Here is a 13,982-nt window from a genome sequence, read left to right as displayed (position 1 = left end):
CATGCCGCCAGCGTTCAATCTGAGCCAGGATCAAACTCTTCAGTTCAATCTCTGTTTGTTGACTCTTTCGAGTCACCCGCTATTGCTAACGGGGTCGCTCACTCAAAATACTGACCGTCATCTCATTGCTGAGACAACGTTAATACTTTTTGTGAACATTTGATATTTTAAGTAATCAAGAACCGAGGCTCTTGGCACCTTCATCAAACGCCCACACTTATCGACTGTTAATTTTTAAAGATCAGAATTCGGTTACTGCATCTGCCGTTTGCTTCGAAGCGTTGTGTTCGTCAGCAGCAGAGAGGCGAGAGTATGAAGCGTTTCTCAATTTTCGTCAACCTCTTTTTTCTCTTCGTTTTCGCTACCGTGAGGTGGCGTCTGCGTCGAGGAGCGAGACTATAGCAAGCCGAAGGCCGGCTTGCAAGGTTTACGATTGTGATATCTTAGCCGCCGCATTCAGCGACCTTCTCTTACATACGTCTATATGATTCCTACAATCGTCCCTACCGCCGACGCGGCCCTGTCCCAGTCCCTGGCCGCCGCCATCAATAACAAGACCAAACCGCTCGGTAGCCTCGGACGGCTGGAATCGCTCGCCGTCGAACTGGGACTGATCCAGCGCTCGACCGAGATACGTATCGAACAACCGGCGATCCTGATCTTCGCCGCCGACCACGGCGTCGTGGCCGAAGGCATCTCCGCCTTCCCGCAAGACGTCACCTGGCAGATGGTCGAGAACTTCCTGGGCAATGGTGCGGCCATCAATGTGTTCGCCCGCCAGAACGGCTGCGTGCTGCACGTGGTCGATGCCGGCGTGAACCACGATTTCGGAGAACGCGCAGGGCTCGTGCACCGCAAGGTCGCCAACGGCACCCGCAATTTCGCAGTCGAACCGGCGATGTCCGCGCAAGAATGCGCGACCGCGCTCGAACACGGCATGGCCCTGGTACGCGACCTGCCCGGCACCGTAGTCGGCTTCGGCGAAATGGGCATCGGTAATACGACCGCTGCCGCGGCCCTGATGCACAAGCTGACCGGCCAACCAGTGGCGCGCTGCGTCGGCGCCGGCACCGGCCTGACGCCCGATGGCATCCGCCACAAGGCCGACGTCGTCGCAGCAAGTGTCGCGCGCCATGCCCACGCCGTGCAGCCGCTCGAGGTGCTGGCCACTTTCGGCGGCTTCGAGGTCGCGATGATGGCCGGCGCCATGCTCAAGGCAGCCGAGCTGCGCAAGGTGCTGCTGATCGACGGCTTCATCGTGACCAGCGCGCTACTGGTCGCCGCACGCCTGCAGCCGAACATCCTCGACTACTGCGTGTTCTCACACTGCTCGGGCGAACATGGCCACGCCCTGCTGCTCGAAGAACTGGGCGCCCGCCCGCTGCTCGACCTCGGCCTGCGCCTGGGCGAAGGCACCGGCAGCGCGCTCGCCCTGCCGCTGCTGCATGCCGCCGCCAACTTCCTCAATGAGATGGCCACCTTCGCCTCGGCCCAGGTCAGCGAACGCTCGGCATGACACACCAGCTGCGCCTGTTCTTCATCGCGCTGCAGTTCTTTACGCGGCTGCCGATTCCGCGCTGGGTCGGCTTCGACCCAAGCTGGCTCAATCACGCCTCGCGCTACTTCGCGCTGGTCGGCCTGGTGGTCGGCGCCATCGGCGCCACCGTCTACCTGGTGGCGGCGCAATGGCTGCCGGCGGCGGTGGCCGCCGTGCTGTCCACCGCGGCCACCATCTACATCACCGGCGCCTTCCATGAAGACGGCTTCGCCGACACCTGCGATGGCCTGGGCGGCGGCATGACGAAGGAACGCGCGCTCGAGATCATGAAGGATTCGCGGGTCGGCGCCTATGGCGCGATCGGCATCGTGTGCATGCTCGGCGCGAAGCTCGCCCTGCTTGCCAGCCTGCCGCCGGCCAGCGCCATCGCCGCCCTGCTGCTGGCCCACCCGCTCTCGCGCCTGGCCGCCACGTCCCTGATCTGGCAAATGGAGTACGCCCGCACCGAGGGCAAGGCCAAGCCGCTGGCGGTGCGCATGAGCGACCAGGAATTCGGTATCGCCGCGCTCACCGTGCTGGCGCCCGCGCTCTGCTTGCTGGCCTTCGGCCTGCTCAACCTGGCCGCCATCGTCGTCGCGGTGGTCGCGGCCCTGCTTGCGACCTGCTGGCTCGCGCGCAAGTACACGCGGCGCTTGCAAGGCTACACCGGCGACTGCCTCGGCGCGGTGCAGCAACTGGCCGAAGTGGCGATCTATATCGCGGTGCTGGCCACGCTCGGCCGCGGCGCGCTGGCCTGATGCGCCTCTACCTGGTGCGCCACCCGCGGCCCGAGGTGCAGGCCGGGCACTGCTACGGCCGCAGCGACCTGGCCGCGAACCAGGCCGACGTCGAGCGGGTGCTGGCAGCGCTAAGGGCCCAGGGCCTGCCCGGCGCCATGCCCGTTTATGCCAGCCCGCTGGCCCGCAGCGCGGTCCTGGCGCACCGGCTCTCGCTAGCGCCAACCTTCGACGCGCGCCTGGCCGAGATGGATTTCGGCGCCTGGGAGCTGCGCAGCTGGGACGACATCCCGCGCGACGAGATCGACGCCTGGAGCGCCGACCTGCTCCACTACCGTCCCGGCAGCGGCGAAAGCGTGATGGACGTGGCAGCAAGAGTGGCCGGCTTCGATGCCGATATCCGGCGCGCAGCGCAGACACAGGCGGCCCAGGCGCTCGTGGTCTGCCATGCCGGCACCATGCGCCTGCTGCACGCCCTGCACCGTGGCGGCACGCTGGCCGACGCAGCGCTGCGTGCGGCCCAGGCGCCACACCGGATTGACTACGGCGAAGTGATGATGCTGGAAACCTGACAACGCCTTATAATGGGCGCGTTTTGGTGCTCGCGCCTGCGTTCGCAGTCGCAGTTAAACGGGAAACACGCAGCCCCATCAAGGGCCAACGTGTGCTGCCCCCGCAACGGTAAGCAAGTGCCGCGCGCTCTCCACGAGCCCTGCGGCAAACTGTCTCCTCATACCACTGTGCGCATGCATGGGAAGGTCGGACGGCCATACTTGTCAGCCCGGATACCGGCCAAAAGGTGGCGTCGCCGCGTGCGATGCCTTTCAATCTGGCCTACGGGGACGTCGGCCGGTTGCCTTTGATAAGAAGCAGTTCATGAACCTTTCATTAACCCGGCAAGCCGCCGCGGTCTCGCTCGCCCTCGCCATCATCTCGTCCGCCGCCTACGCAGACGTTCCTTCACCTGCGCCCGCACCTGACGCCATCCCCACCGCCGACACCGTCATCGTCACCGCGACCCGCAACGCGCAACGCGTTGGCGACGTCATCGCCGACACCACCGTCATCGGCGCCGAAGAGATCGCGCGTTCGGGCGCCGGCTCGGTGGCCGACATCCTGCAGCGCCAGCGCGGCATCGAGATTTCGCGCAACGGCCCGGCCGGCACCTCCACCAGCGTCTTCATCCGCGGCGCCAACGCCAACCAATCGGTGGTGTTGGTCGACGGCGTGCGCTTCGGCTCGGCCACCACCGGCACCGCCAGCTGGAATGCGATCCCGCTGGGCGCCATCGACCGCATCGAGATCGTCTACGGTCCACTGAGCACCCTGTACGGCGCCGACGCCATCGGCGGCGTGATCCAGATCTTCACCCGCAAAGGCGAAGGCGCCCCGGTGGTGACCGGCTCGGTCGGCGTCGGCAGCAATGCAACCCGCCAGGCCGATGCTGGCATCCATGGCAGCAGCGGCGGCCCGAACGCCATCAGCTACGCCTTTGGCGCCGGCTACGAGGATTCGGACGGCTACTCGTCCACCCGCCCAGGCGCCTCGGGCTACAACCCCGACGAAGACGGCTACCGCCGCCGCAACGCCAACGGCCGCGTGACGATGGCGCTCGCGCCGGGCCACGAGATCGGCGCCCAGTTCCTGATCAGCCGCCTGTTCAGCCGCTACGACAGCGGCACCGCCAACTACGACGTCCACAGCGACAACGACCTGAACACCGCCGCGGTCTTCATGCGCAACCAGGTCCTGCCGAACTGGCACAGCACGGTGCAATACGCGCGCTCGGAAGACAAGTCGGGCAACTTCACCAATGCGACGCCGTCCGGCGCCAGCCAGATCGACACCGAACAGGATGAATTGAGCTGGCAGAACGACATCGCCATCGGCCGCGACACGCTGCAACTACTGTACACGCACCGCAAGGAAGAAGTGCCGACGATGCAGCGCTCGCGCATCACCAACTCGTATGCGGCGGCCTACTCGGCCAAGCGCGGCCAGCACTTGGTCGACGTCAGCGCGCGCCACGACCGCTCGGTCTATGGCAACAAGAACACCGGCGCCGCCGGCTATGGCTACGACTTCGGCAACGGCCTGCGCGCCACCGCCAGCGTCGGCACGAGCTTCCGCGCCCCGACCTTCAACGAGTTGTACTTCCCCGGCTACGGCCTGGAAACCAACAAGCCAGAGAAGGGCCGCAACCGCGAAGTGGGCCTGCGCTACGACGGCAACGGCTACCAGCTGGACGCCACCTACTTCCACAACCGCCTGACCGACATGATCGTGTCGAGCACCCCGTGTCCGGACGGCGTCAACCGCAGCTGCGCCTACAACGTCAACGAAGGCAAGCTCGAAGGCTTCTCGCTGGCCGGCAGCACCCGCCTGATGGACGTCGACTTGCGCGCCAGCCTCGATTGGCAGGATCCACGCGACGAGACTACCGGCAAGCAACTGCAGCGCCGCGCGAAGAAGCACGCCAGCTTCGGCGCCGACTATACGATGGGCACGCTCAAGGCCGGCGCCGAGCTGACCGTCTCGAGCGAGCGTTTCGACGATGCCGCCAACGCCCGCCGCCTGGGTGGCTATGGCCTGCTCAACCTGCACACGACCTGGCAGTTCACGCCCGACTGGTCGCTGCTGATGCGCCTGGATAACGTCGCCGACAAGCAGTACGAAATCGCGCGCAACTACGGCACCAGCGGCCGCACCTGGTTTGCGGCCCTGCGCTACGGCATCCGTTAAGCTATCACCCACGCCCGCGGCAGCCATGCCGCGGGCATTCGATCAATCAACAGGGCCAGCATGCAAGCATCCGTCCCTCCGCTCCACCAGCGCGCCACGCTCATCGTCGGCGCCATGCTCGCGTTTTCCATTGCCACCCTGCTGTTCGCCGGCATGACCGGGTCGATCCGGGTGCCGCTGCACGAGATTCCCGACGCCCTGCGCCAGCTGTCCAGCGGGCAGCCCGATTCCCTTTCCGCCTCGCTGCTCGAGCTGCGCGCCAGCCGCGCCTTGGTGGCATTCGCGACCGGCGGCGCGCTGGCCCTGGCCGGCCTCATGATGCAGGCGCTGCTGAGGAATCCCCTTGCCGACCCGTATGTGCTGGGCGTCTCGTCGGGCGCCTCAGTCGGCGCCCTGCTGGCCCTGCTCTTGTCTGCCTCCATGCTGGTGGTCGATGCCGCCGCGCTGGCGGGGGCCATCGGCGTGGCGCTGCTGCTTTACCTGCTGGCCCGGCGCGACCTGCGCAGTGGGCAGGCGGCCGAAGGCGGCGCCTCGATGCTGCTGCTGACCGGCGTGATCGTCTCGGCGTTGTGCGGCTCGGTGGTGACCCTGATGCTGGCGATCGCGCCCGAGGGGCGCCTGCGCAGCATGATCTTCTGGCTGATCGGCGACCTGGCCGGCGCGCCGCTGCGCGTGCTGCCCTGGCTGGTGCTGGCCGGCTGCCTCTTGTATGCCATGCGCAATGCGCGCGCCATGAACATGGTCGCGCTGCATGCCGAGAACGCGGTGACCCTGGGCGTGCGCGTCGGCGCGCTGCGCAAGGGCCTGTTCTTCGTGTCGGCCCTGCTCACCGCGAGCGCGGTCACCAGCGCCGGATCGATCGGCTTCGTCGGCCTGGTCGTGCCGCACGCCTGCCGCTTTGCCTTCGGACCCGATCACCGGGTCCTGATCCCGGCCGTCGCGCTGGCGGGCGGCGCCTTCCTGGTGCTGTGCGATACGCTGGCGCGCACCATCGTCGCGCCGCAGCAGTTGCCGGTCGGCGCCATCACCGCGATGATCGGGGCGCCGGTGTTCCTCTACCAGTTGCACCGGCTGCGCAAATGAATACGATCTCGACCCACGACTTGCTGCTGTCGATCGGCCAGCGCACGCTGGTGCGGGGCCTCGACTGGACCGCGCAAGCCGGCGAATGCTGGAGCATCATCGGCCGCAACGGCGCCGGCAAGAGCACGCTGCTGCGCACCCTGGCCGGCCTGCAGCAGCCGAGCGCCGGATCGGTCCAGGTGAACGGCCGCGCCCTGCCCGATTGGCCGCTGGCCGAACTGGCGCGCGAGCGCGCCTTCCTGGCCCAGTCGCGCCACGACGCTTTCGCCTACACTGCGCTGGAAAGCGTGCTGTCGGCGCGCCATCCCTACCACGCCAACCGCTACTGGGAAGGCAGCGACGACCACCAGGCCGCGATGCAGGCGCTGGCGTCGATGGAAGTGGACGACCTGGCCGCGCGCGACGTGCGCACCCTGTCCGGCGGCGAGCGCCAGCGCGTGGCGATCGCCGCCCTGCTGGCGCAGCAAACGCCGCTGCTGCTGCTCGACGAGCCAGCCAATGCGCTCGACCTGGCGCACCAGGTGAGCGTAATGGGCCTGCTGGCCCGCCTGTGCCGCGAACAACAACGGACCGTGGTCATGGTCGGCCACGACCTGAACCTGGCGGCGCGCATCTCGACACACGCGCTGCTGCTCATGGGCGACGGCCGCTGGACCGCCGGCGCCAACGACCAGATCATGCGCCCGGCGCTGCTGGGCGACTATCTCGGCCACCCGATCGACATGATCGAGCACGAAGGCCGCCGCATCTTCATCCCCAAGGAGGGCTCCGCATGACCGACATGACACCCGAAAAAACCGCCGCCCTGAACGAACGCCATCGCGCCCGCATGGAGCGCAAGAAGGCGATCATCGACGCAAAGATCGCTTCGGCCGACAAGGAAATCGGCATCGTCATCGTCAATACCGGCAACGGCAAGGGCAAGAGCTCGAGCGCCTTCGGCATGGTGGCGCGCGCTCTCGGCCACGGCATGAAGGTCGGCGTGGTCCAGTTCATCAAGGGCGCCTTGTCGACCGGCGAAGAAACCTTCCTGCGCCGCTTTCCCGACGAGGTGAGCTTCCATGCGATGGGCGAAGGCTATACGTGGGAAACGCAGAACCGCGAGCGCGACATCGCCAAGGCCGAAGAAGCCTGGGCGCTGGCCCGGCAGTTCCTGTCCGACCCGGCGATCGGCATGGTGGTGCTCGATGAATTGAACATCGCCCTGAAATACAAATACCTCGACGTGCACACCGTGATCGCCGACCTGCTCGACCGCCCGGTGATGCAGCACGTGGTGATCACGGGCCGCGGCGCGCCGCCCGAGCTGATTGCGGTGGCGGACACCGTCACCGAAATGAACGTCGTCAAGCACGCGTTCAAGTCGGGCATCGGCGCCCAGGCGGGGACTGAATGGTGACGGGCGCCCGCGTGGCCCTGGTGGCGGCGATGTCGTCCGGCCAGGGCAAGACGACCGTGACGGCGGCGCTGGCGCGGCGCCTGGTTCGCATGGGCAAGCGGGTGCGCGTGTTCAAGTGCGGGCCCGACTTCATCGATCCGATGCTGCTCGAACGCGCCTGCGGCGCGCCAGTCCACAATCTCGACCTGTGGATGGTTGGCGTCGATGCCTGCCGCCGGCGCCTGCTTGATGCGGCCCGTGAGGCGGATGCGATCCTGGTCGAAGGCGTGATGGGCCTGTACGACGGCTCGCCATCGGCGGCCGACCTGTCGCACGAATTCGGCATCCCCGTGCTGGCGGTGCTGGACGCGTCGGCAATGGCGCAGACCGCCGGTGCGGTCGCGCAGGGCCTGCGCGACTATGGCCCGGTGGAGATGGCGGGCGTGATCGCCAACCGGATCGCCAGCAGCGGCCATGCGGCGATGGTGAAGGAGTCGCTGCGCGATATCCCGCTGATCGGCACCCTGCCGCGCCAGGACGAGCCGCTGCCCGAGCGCCACCTGGGCCTGGTGCTGCCGGGCGAGGTCGAGGAACTGGACCGCATCCTCGACGCGCTGGCCGACAGCATCGATTTCGATGAGGCGGCGTGGGATGCGCTGCCGCTCATGGTGCCCGCCGCCACGTCCCCTGTGCCTGTAGAGCCGCTGCTGGCCGGATTCACGATCGCGATCGCGCGCGATGCTTCCTTCGTGTTCGTCTATCCGGCGAATATCGACCTGCTCGAGCAGCTCGGTGCGCGCATCACGTATTTCGCGCCACTGTCGGACGAAGCGGTGCCGGACGACGCCGATGCGGTCTACCTGCCGGGCGGCTATCCCGAACTGCACGGCGCCAAGCTGCAGGCCGCCCAGCGCTGGCGCGATTCGATTCGTGCGACACACGCGCGTGGCGTGCCGATCGTCGCCGAGTGCGGCGGCATGATGGCGCTTGCCGATGGCATCACCGACAGTGAGGGGCGCCGCTATGAGATGGCCGGCCTGCTGGCGGGCGAGGTCAGGCTGCAGAAACGCCTGGGTGGGCTCGGCATGCATGCGATGCCGACGCCACAGGGCGAGATCCGTGGCCATACCTTCCATTACTCGTTGCTGGACTCTCCCGTAACGCCGGAAGCGCATACCGTGAAGCAGCGCACCGGCGCCCAGGGCGAAGCCGCCTACCGTGTCGGCTCCCTGTTCGCGTCTTACTTCCACGGCTACTTCCCTTCCAATCCGCAGGCGGTGGCCGCGCTGTTCGGAGCGAAGCCGTGAACGCCACCTTGGTCTTCGGCGGTGCGCGCTCGGGCAAGAGCGCCTATGCCGAGCGCCTGGCGCGGGATTCGGGCAAGGAAGTCGTGTATGTCGCGACTTCGCGCGCCGGCGACGGCGAGATGGCCACGCGCATTGCCCACCACCGCGAACGGCGTCCAGCCGAGTGGCAAACCGTCGAAGAAGAACTGGCGCTGGCCCAGGTGTTGCGTGCCTGGTGCGCGCCGCAGCGCCTGGTGCTAGTCGACTGCCTGACGCTATGGCTCAGCAACCTGATGTTTTGCGACGGCCGCGCGTATCCCGAGGTCGGCGCGGTCGAGCTGCCGCCGCGCTTTCATGCGGAGCGCGCGGGGCTGCTGGACTTGCTGGATGAAGGTCTGGCGGGTGATGCGCTCTTCGTGTCGAACGAGGTCGGCATGGGCATCGTGCCGTGGGGCGCGATCTCGCGCAGCTTCGCCGATGAAGCCGGTCGGCTGAACCAGGCGGTGGCGGCACGTGTCGACCGCGCGGTGCTGGTAGCGGCTGGCCTGCCGCTGGTATTGAAGGGAGCGCCGTGCTGACCGGGCTTTCCTTCACGTCCATCGCGCTGCTGCTGGTGGCCGGCATCGCGCTCGACCTGCTGCTGGGCGAGACGCGGCGCTGGCATCCGCTGGTCGGCTTCGGCAACCTCGCCGGCTTCATCGAACGCCGTCTGAATCGCGGCCAGATGCGCCTGGCGCGTGGCGGACTGGCCTGGGTGCTCGCCGTGCTGCCACTGAGCCTGCTGTTTCTTGCCTTGACCGACATCGCCGGCCTGTGGCTGCACGCGGTGCTGCTGTATTTCTGCATCGGCTTGCGCAGCCTGCGCGACCATACGCTGCCAATCTACCAGGCACTGTGCGCCGGCAACCTGGCGCAGGCGCGCGCGCTCACCGCCCGCATCGTCAGCCGCGACACCGCGCATGCCAGCGAGTCCGACCTGGCCAAGGCCAGCGCCGAGTCGCTCCTGGAGAACGGCAACGACGCCGTGTTCGGCACGCTGTTCTGGTTCGTCCTGCTGGGTGGGCCGGGCGCGCTGCTGTTTCGCCTGGCGAATACGCTCGACGCGATGTGGGGCTATCGCAGCGAACGCTTCAACCTGTTCGGCCGCTGCGCGGCGCGCATCGACGATGCGCTGAACTATCTGCCGGCACGTTTGACCGCGCTGTCGTATGTGGTGCTGGCCGGCGCCGGCCGCGCGCGCGCCTGGCAATGCTGGCGCACCCAGGCCCCGGCCTGGAGCAGTCCGAATGCAGGACCGGTGATGGCCAGCGGCGCCGGCGCCCTCGGCGTGTCGCTGGGCGGCGCCGCGGTCTACGATGGCGAAGTCGAACAACGCCCGCCGCTGGGCACCGGCCCTGCGGCCTGCGCCGGCGACATCCTGCGCGCCTGGCGGCTGGTGCTGCGCACGACCTTGCTGTGGGCAGGCGCGGCCTGCCTGCTGGCGGTCTTGCTGTCGATCGGAGCGCCGCATGCTTGAACATGGCGGCAACCTGCGCGACGCCGCGCGGCATCATGGACGTGACGACTGGATCGACCTGTCGACCGGCATCAACCCGCACGGCTATCCGGCGCCGGCGCCGTCCAGCGCGGCCTGGCATCGCCTGCCGGAACCCGATCCGGCGCTGCTCATCGCGGCCTGCGCCTACTATCGCGCGCCGCAATTGCTGCCGGTGGCCGGCACGCAGGCGGCAATCCAGGCCCTGCCGCGCCTGCGCTCTCCATCGCGGGTTGCGGTGTCGGCGCCTTCGTATGCCGAACACGCGCACCACTGGGGCATGCATGGGCACACGCGGCGGCTGGTGCCGTATGCAGAGCTGGAAGCAGCGGTCGACGACAGCGACGTCGTCGTGGTCGTCAATCCGAATAATCCGACCGGTCAGACCATTGCGCCCGAGCGCCTGCTCGACTGGGCGGCGCGGCTGCATGCGCGTGGCGGCTGGCTGGTGGTCGACGAAGCGTTCGGCGATACGGTGGTCGACCTGAGCGTGGCGCCGCATGCGGCGCAAGCGGGATTGATCGTGCTGCGCTCGGTCGGCAAATTCTTTGGACTGGCCGGACTGCGGCTGGGGTTTGTCGCCGCCCATGCGCGCGTGCTGGCAGGCCTGGCCGACCTGCTTGGGCCGTGGGCCGTCAGCGGGCCGGCACAGGAGATCGCCATGCAGGCACTGTGCGACACGAGCTGGCAACAGGATACGCAGGTCCGCCTGGCGATGTCTGGCGAACGGTTGGCGCTGCTGCTGCAGGAGCACGGCATTGCCAGCGGCGGCACGCCGTTGTTTCGCTGGTGGCCGGAAACGCGGCCCGAAGCCTTCCACCAGCACATGGCCGCGCGCGGCATCTGGTGCCGGCTGTTCCGCGAGGCGGCGCGCGGCATCCGCCTCGGTCTTCCTGCCAGCGAAGGTGAATGGCGGCGTCTCGAACTAGCGTTTCAAGAATGGAGCAAGCAATGAAGAAAACGATGCTGCTGGCCGGCGTGGTCGTGGCCGGCATGGCCGCCCATGCGCAGGCGGCGATTACGGTCAAGGATGACGCAGGCCTGCCTATCACGATCGGCAAGCCGGCGATGCGGGTGGTCTCGATGGCGCCGAGCGTCACCGAACTGCTGTTCGCGGCGGGCGGCGGCAACCAGATCGTCGGCGCGGTGAACTACAGCGATTATCCCGAGGCGGCCAAGCGCATCCCGCGGATCGGTTCGAACCGCGAAATCGACATGGAATTGCTGATCTCGCTGAAGCCCGACCTGATCGTGGCCTGGCGCCATAACAGTTCCGAACGGCAGATCGAGATGGTGCGCCGCCTGGGCATTCCGGTATTCCAGAGCGATCCGCAGACGCTGGACGGCATCCCGGACAGCGTGCTGCGCCTGGGCCAGTTGCTGGGCACCGACGCCGCGGCGAAAAACACCGCAACGCAGCTGCGCGAGCAGTTGGCCGGGCTGCGCGCGAAGTACGCGGGTCGTGCGCCGGTGCGCACCTTCTATCAGGTATGGGACAAGCCGCTGTATACGCTGAGCGGAAAGCACATCCTCACCGATGCGATGAAGCTGTGCGGCGGCGAGAACATCTTCGACAAGTTGACGGTCACTGCGCCGATCGTCTCGATCGAGAGCGTGTTGCAGGCCAATCCGGAAGCGATCATCGCCACCGCCGAGAAGAACTATGGCGGTGTCGACCTGTGGAAACCGTATGGCACGCTGGCTGCGGTGCGCAGCAATAATCTGTTCACGCTGGATGGCCATCTGCTCAACCGCGCCGGGCCACGCATGGTCCAGGGCACGGCCGCGATGTGCGACGTGCTGGAGCAGGCGCGCCAACGGCGGTCTAAATGAGCGCTTTCCCTTACCGCACCCTGATGGTACAGGGCACGACCTCGGACGCCGGCAAGAGCACGGTAGTGGCGGCGCTGTGCCGCCTGCTCAAGCGACGCGGCGTCAAGGTCGCGCCGTTCAAGCCGCAGAACATGGCGCTCAATAGCGCGGTGACGCGCGATGGCGGCGAGATCGGCCGCGCGCAAGCGCTGCAGGCGATCGCTGCCGGCATCGAGCCGCATACCGACATGAATCCGGTGCTGTTGAAACCATCGAGCGATATCGGGGCGCAGGTCATCATCCATGGCCAGGTGCGGGCCGATATGAATGCGCGCGACTATCACCAGTACAAACCGGTGGCGATGGGAGCGGTGCTCGAGTCGCACGCGCGCCTGCTGGCGCAGTATGAAACGGTGATCGTCGAAGGCGCGGGCAGCCCGGCCGAGATCAATCTGCGCGACCGCGATATCGCCAATATGGGTTTCGCCGAGGCGGTCGACTGCCCGGTCGTGCTGGTCGCGGACATCGACCGCGGTGGCGTATTTGCGCACCTGGTCGGGACCTTGTCCTGCCTGTCGCAATCGGAGCGTGACCGGGTGATCGGGTTTGTCATCAATCGTTTTCGCGGCGATATCAAGCTGCTCGAGCCAGGTCTGGAATGGCTCGAGCAGCAGACCGGCAAGCCCGTGCTGGCGGTACTGCCCTATCTACACGGGCTGTTCCTCGATGCCGAGGATGCGGTGCAGGCAGCGCAGGCCAGTAAAGGCGCCTTTCGCGTCGTGGTGCCCAGCCTGCCGCGCATGAGCAATCACACGGATTTCGATGCATTGCGCGCGCATCCGGATGTCGACCTGCGCTTCGTGCGGCAGGGCGAGGCGATTCCTGGCGCCGATCTGATTATTCTCCCGGGGAGCAAGAACACCCGTGGCGATTTGGCCTGGCTGGAAGCACAGGGATGGCGTGAGCAGGTCGCGCGCCATCTGCGTTATGGCGGCAAGGTGATCGGCGTGTGCGGCGGGTTCCAGATGCTGGGACAGACCGTGCGCGATCCGCATGGGGTCGAAGGCGAGCCTGGTGTGTCAGCGGGGCTCGGTGTGCTGGATATCGATACCGAGCTGACGCGCGAGAAAAGGCTGACCAGGGTGGAGGGTGTGTGTGCGTTTGGTGCACATGACGTCACCCGGCGGGTCAGTGGGTATGAGATTCATATGGGTGTGTCGCATGGCGCGGCCATGGAGATGCCGGCTTTTTCGATCGATGGTCGCGGCGAAGGCACGGTGTCTTCGGATGGCCAGATCCTGGGGACCTATCTGCACGGGCTGTTCGATCATCCAGAAGCTTGTAGCGCATTGCTGCAATGGGCTGGTGCGCGCAGCGAGCATGTGGTCGACACGGCGCAACTGCGTGAAGCGAGTCTCGAGCGGATCGCGGATTCGGTCGAAGGACTGTTTGAAAAGCTGGTCGCGGTGGGCGCATAAAGCAAAAAACCCCCACCTGCACTACACGCGATCTTGAGCGCGTGTAGGCTGGTGGGGTTTTTTCTATATAACTAGCCTGACGATAACCTACTTTCACACTGGTTGCAGCACTATCATCGGCGCAAAGTCGTTTCACGGTCCTGTTCGGGATGGGAAGGGGTGGGACCGACTTGCTATGGTCATCAGGCATGACTTGTACGAGCGTTCGTTGGACGCGTCGGCAGCGAAGCTGCCAACCCTGCGTCGGGCGAAGCTCTGAATCTGGAAGAAGTATTGTTTGGGTTGTAGCTTGTATTCAAGCAGTTGTACTCGTCAACCTCGGACTACCAAGGTTATAGGGACAAGCCTTACGGGCAATTAGTACTGGTTAGCTTAATGCATTACTGCACTTCCAC

13 protein-coding genes, 1 rRNA gene and 1 riboswitch are annotated in these 13,982 nt (G+C 66.5%); of the genes, 13 read left to right on the top strand and 1 reads right to left on the bottom strand.

Features of this window, described 5'->3' with window-relative positions:
- Positions 1-484: 484 nt before the first annotated feature.
- From cobT to E8M83_RS08730, 13 genes are all read left to right on the top strand, one after another.
- Positions 485-1,516 carry a nicotinate-nucleotide--dimethylbenzimidazole phosphoribosyltransferase gene (cobT, locus tag E8M83_RS08790; RefSeq protein WP_137172991.1) on the top strand — a complete coding sequence of 344 codons (1,032 nt, stop codon included), beginning with the start codon at positions 485-487 and terminating at the stop codon, positions 1,514-1,516.
- The gene (locus tag E8M83_RS08785) at positions 1,513-2,295 is read left to right on the top strand and encodes an adenosylcobinamide-GDP ribazoletransferase (protein WP_137172990.1); all 783 of its coding nucleotides are present in this window, start codon (positions 1,513-1,515) and stop codon (positions 2,293-2,295) included. The genes cobT and E8M83_RS08785 overlap by 4 nt, the downstream gene beginning before the upstream one ends.
- Complete coding sequence (locus E8M83_RS08780; RefSeq protein ID WP_137172989.1) at positions 2,295-2,846, top strand: histidine phosphatase family protein; 552 nt, start codon at positions 2,295-2,297, stop codon at positions 2,844-2,846. Before E8M83_RS08785 ends, E8M83_RS08780 begins: the two co-directional genes overlap by 1 nt.
- A 7-nt stretch (positions 2,847-2,853) precedes the next feature.
- Positions 2,854-3,086, top strand: a riboswitch (cobalamin riboswitch).
- A gap of 64 nt (positions 3,087-3,150) precedes the next feature.
- Positions 3,151-5,016 (top strand): TonB-dependent receptor domain-containing protein, encoded by a 1,866-nt coding sequence (locus E8M83_RS08775; protein ID WP_137172988.1) that lies wholly within the window; start codon positions 3,151-3,153, stop codon positions 5,014-5,016.
- A gap of 60 nt (positions 5,017-5,076) precedes the next feature.
- On the top strand, positions 5,077-6,099 hold the full coding sequence (locus E8M83_RS08770) for an iron ABC transporter permease (RefSeq protein ID WP_137172987.1): 1,023 nt from the start codon (positions 5,077-5,079) through the stop codon (positions 6,097-6,099).
- On the top strand, positions 6,096-6,875 hold the full coding sequence (locus tag E8M83_RS08765) for an ABC transporter ATP-binding protein (protein WP_137172986.1): 780 nt from the start codon (positions 6,096-6,098) through the stop codon (positions 6,873-6,875). Before E8M83_RS08770 ends, E8M83_RS08765 begins: the two co-directional genes overlap by 4 nt.
- Positions 6,872-7,498: a cob(I)yrinic acid a,c-diamide adenosyltransferase gene (cobO, locus tag E8M83_RS08760; RefSeq protein WP_137172985.1), complete on the top strand. Its 627-nt coding sequence runs from the start codon at positions 6,872-6,874 to the stop codon at positions 7,496-7,498. The genes E8M83_RS08765 and cobO overlap by 4 nt, the downstream gene beginning before the upstream one ends.
- On the top strand, positions 7,492-8,784 hold the full coding sequence (locus E8M83_RS08755; protein WP_137172984.1) for a cobyrinate a,c-diamide synthase: 1,293 nt from the start codon (positions 7,492-7,494) through the stop codon (positions 8,782-8,784). Before cobO ends, E8M83_RS08755 begins: the two co-directional genes overlap by 7 nt.
- Positions 8,781-9,341: a bifunctional adenosylcobinamide kinase/adenosylcobinamide-phosphate guanylyltransferase gene (gene cobU, locus E8M83_RS08750; RefSeq protein WP_137172983.1), complete on the top strand. Its 561-nt coding sequence runs from the start codon at positions 8,781-8,783 to the stop codon at positions 9,339-9,341. The genes E8M83_RS08755 and cobU overlap by 4 nt, the downstream gene beginning before the upstream one ends.
- Positions 9,335-10,279 (top strand): adenosylcobinamide-phosphate synthase CbiB, encoded by a 945-nt coding sequence (cbiB, locus tag E8M83_RS08745; protein WP_137172982.1) that lies wholly within the window; start codon positions 9,335-9,337, stop codon positions 10,277-10,279. The genes cobU and cbiB overlap by 7 nt, the downstream gene beginning before the upstream one ends.
- Positions 10,272-11,252 carry a threonine-phosphate decarboxylase CobD gene (gene cobD, locus E8M83_RS08740; RefSeq protein ID WP_137172981.1) on the top strand — a complete coding sequence of 327 codons (981 nt, stop codon included), beginning with the start codon at positions 10,272-10,274 and terminating at the stop codon, positions 11,250-11,252. Before cbiB ends, cobD begins: the two co-directional genes overlap by 8 nt.
- The gene (locus E8M83_RS08735; RefSeq protein WP_137172980.1) at positions 11,249-12,130 is read left to right on the top strand and encodes a cobalamin-binding protein; all 882 of its coding nucleotides are present in this window, start codon (positions 11,249-11,251) and stop codon (positions 12,128-12,130) included. The genes cobD and E8M83_RS08735 overlap by 4 nt, the downstream gene beginning before the upstream one ends.
- Complete coding sequence (locus E8M83_RS08730; RefSeq protein WP_137172979.1) at positions 12,127-13,587, top strand: cobyric acid synthase; 1,461 nt, start codon at positions 12,127-12,129, stop codon at positions 13,585-13,587. Before E8M83_RS08735 ends, E8M83_RS08730 begins: the two co-directional genes overlap by 4 nt.
- Before the next feature lie 74 nt (positions 13,588-13,661).
- On the opposite strand, the gene rrf is transcribed toward E8M83_RS08730, so the two are convergent.
- Positions 13,662-13,774: ribosomal RNA gene (gene rrf, locus E8M83_RS08725) — 5S ribosomal RNA — on the bottom strand.
- Positions 13,775-13,982 lie beyond the last annotated feature (208 nt).

Origin of the sequence: Massilia sp. HP4 (assembly GCF_005222695.1) — a bacterium.
Lineage (GTDB): Bacteria > Pseudomonadota > Gammaproteobacteria > Burkholderiales > Burkholderiaceae_D > Telluria.
Note: the sequence above shows the minus strand (reverse complement) of the source record. Positions and strands in the feature narration are given on the sequence as shown.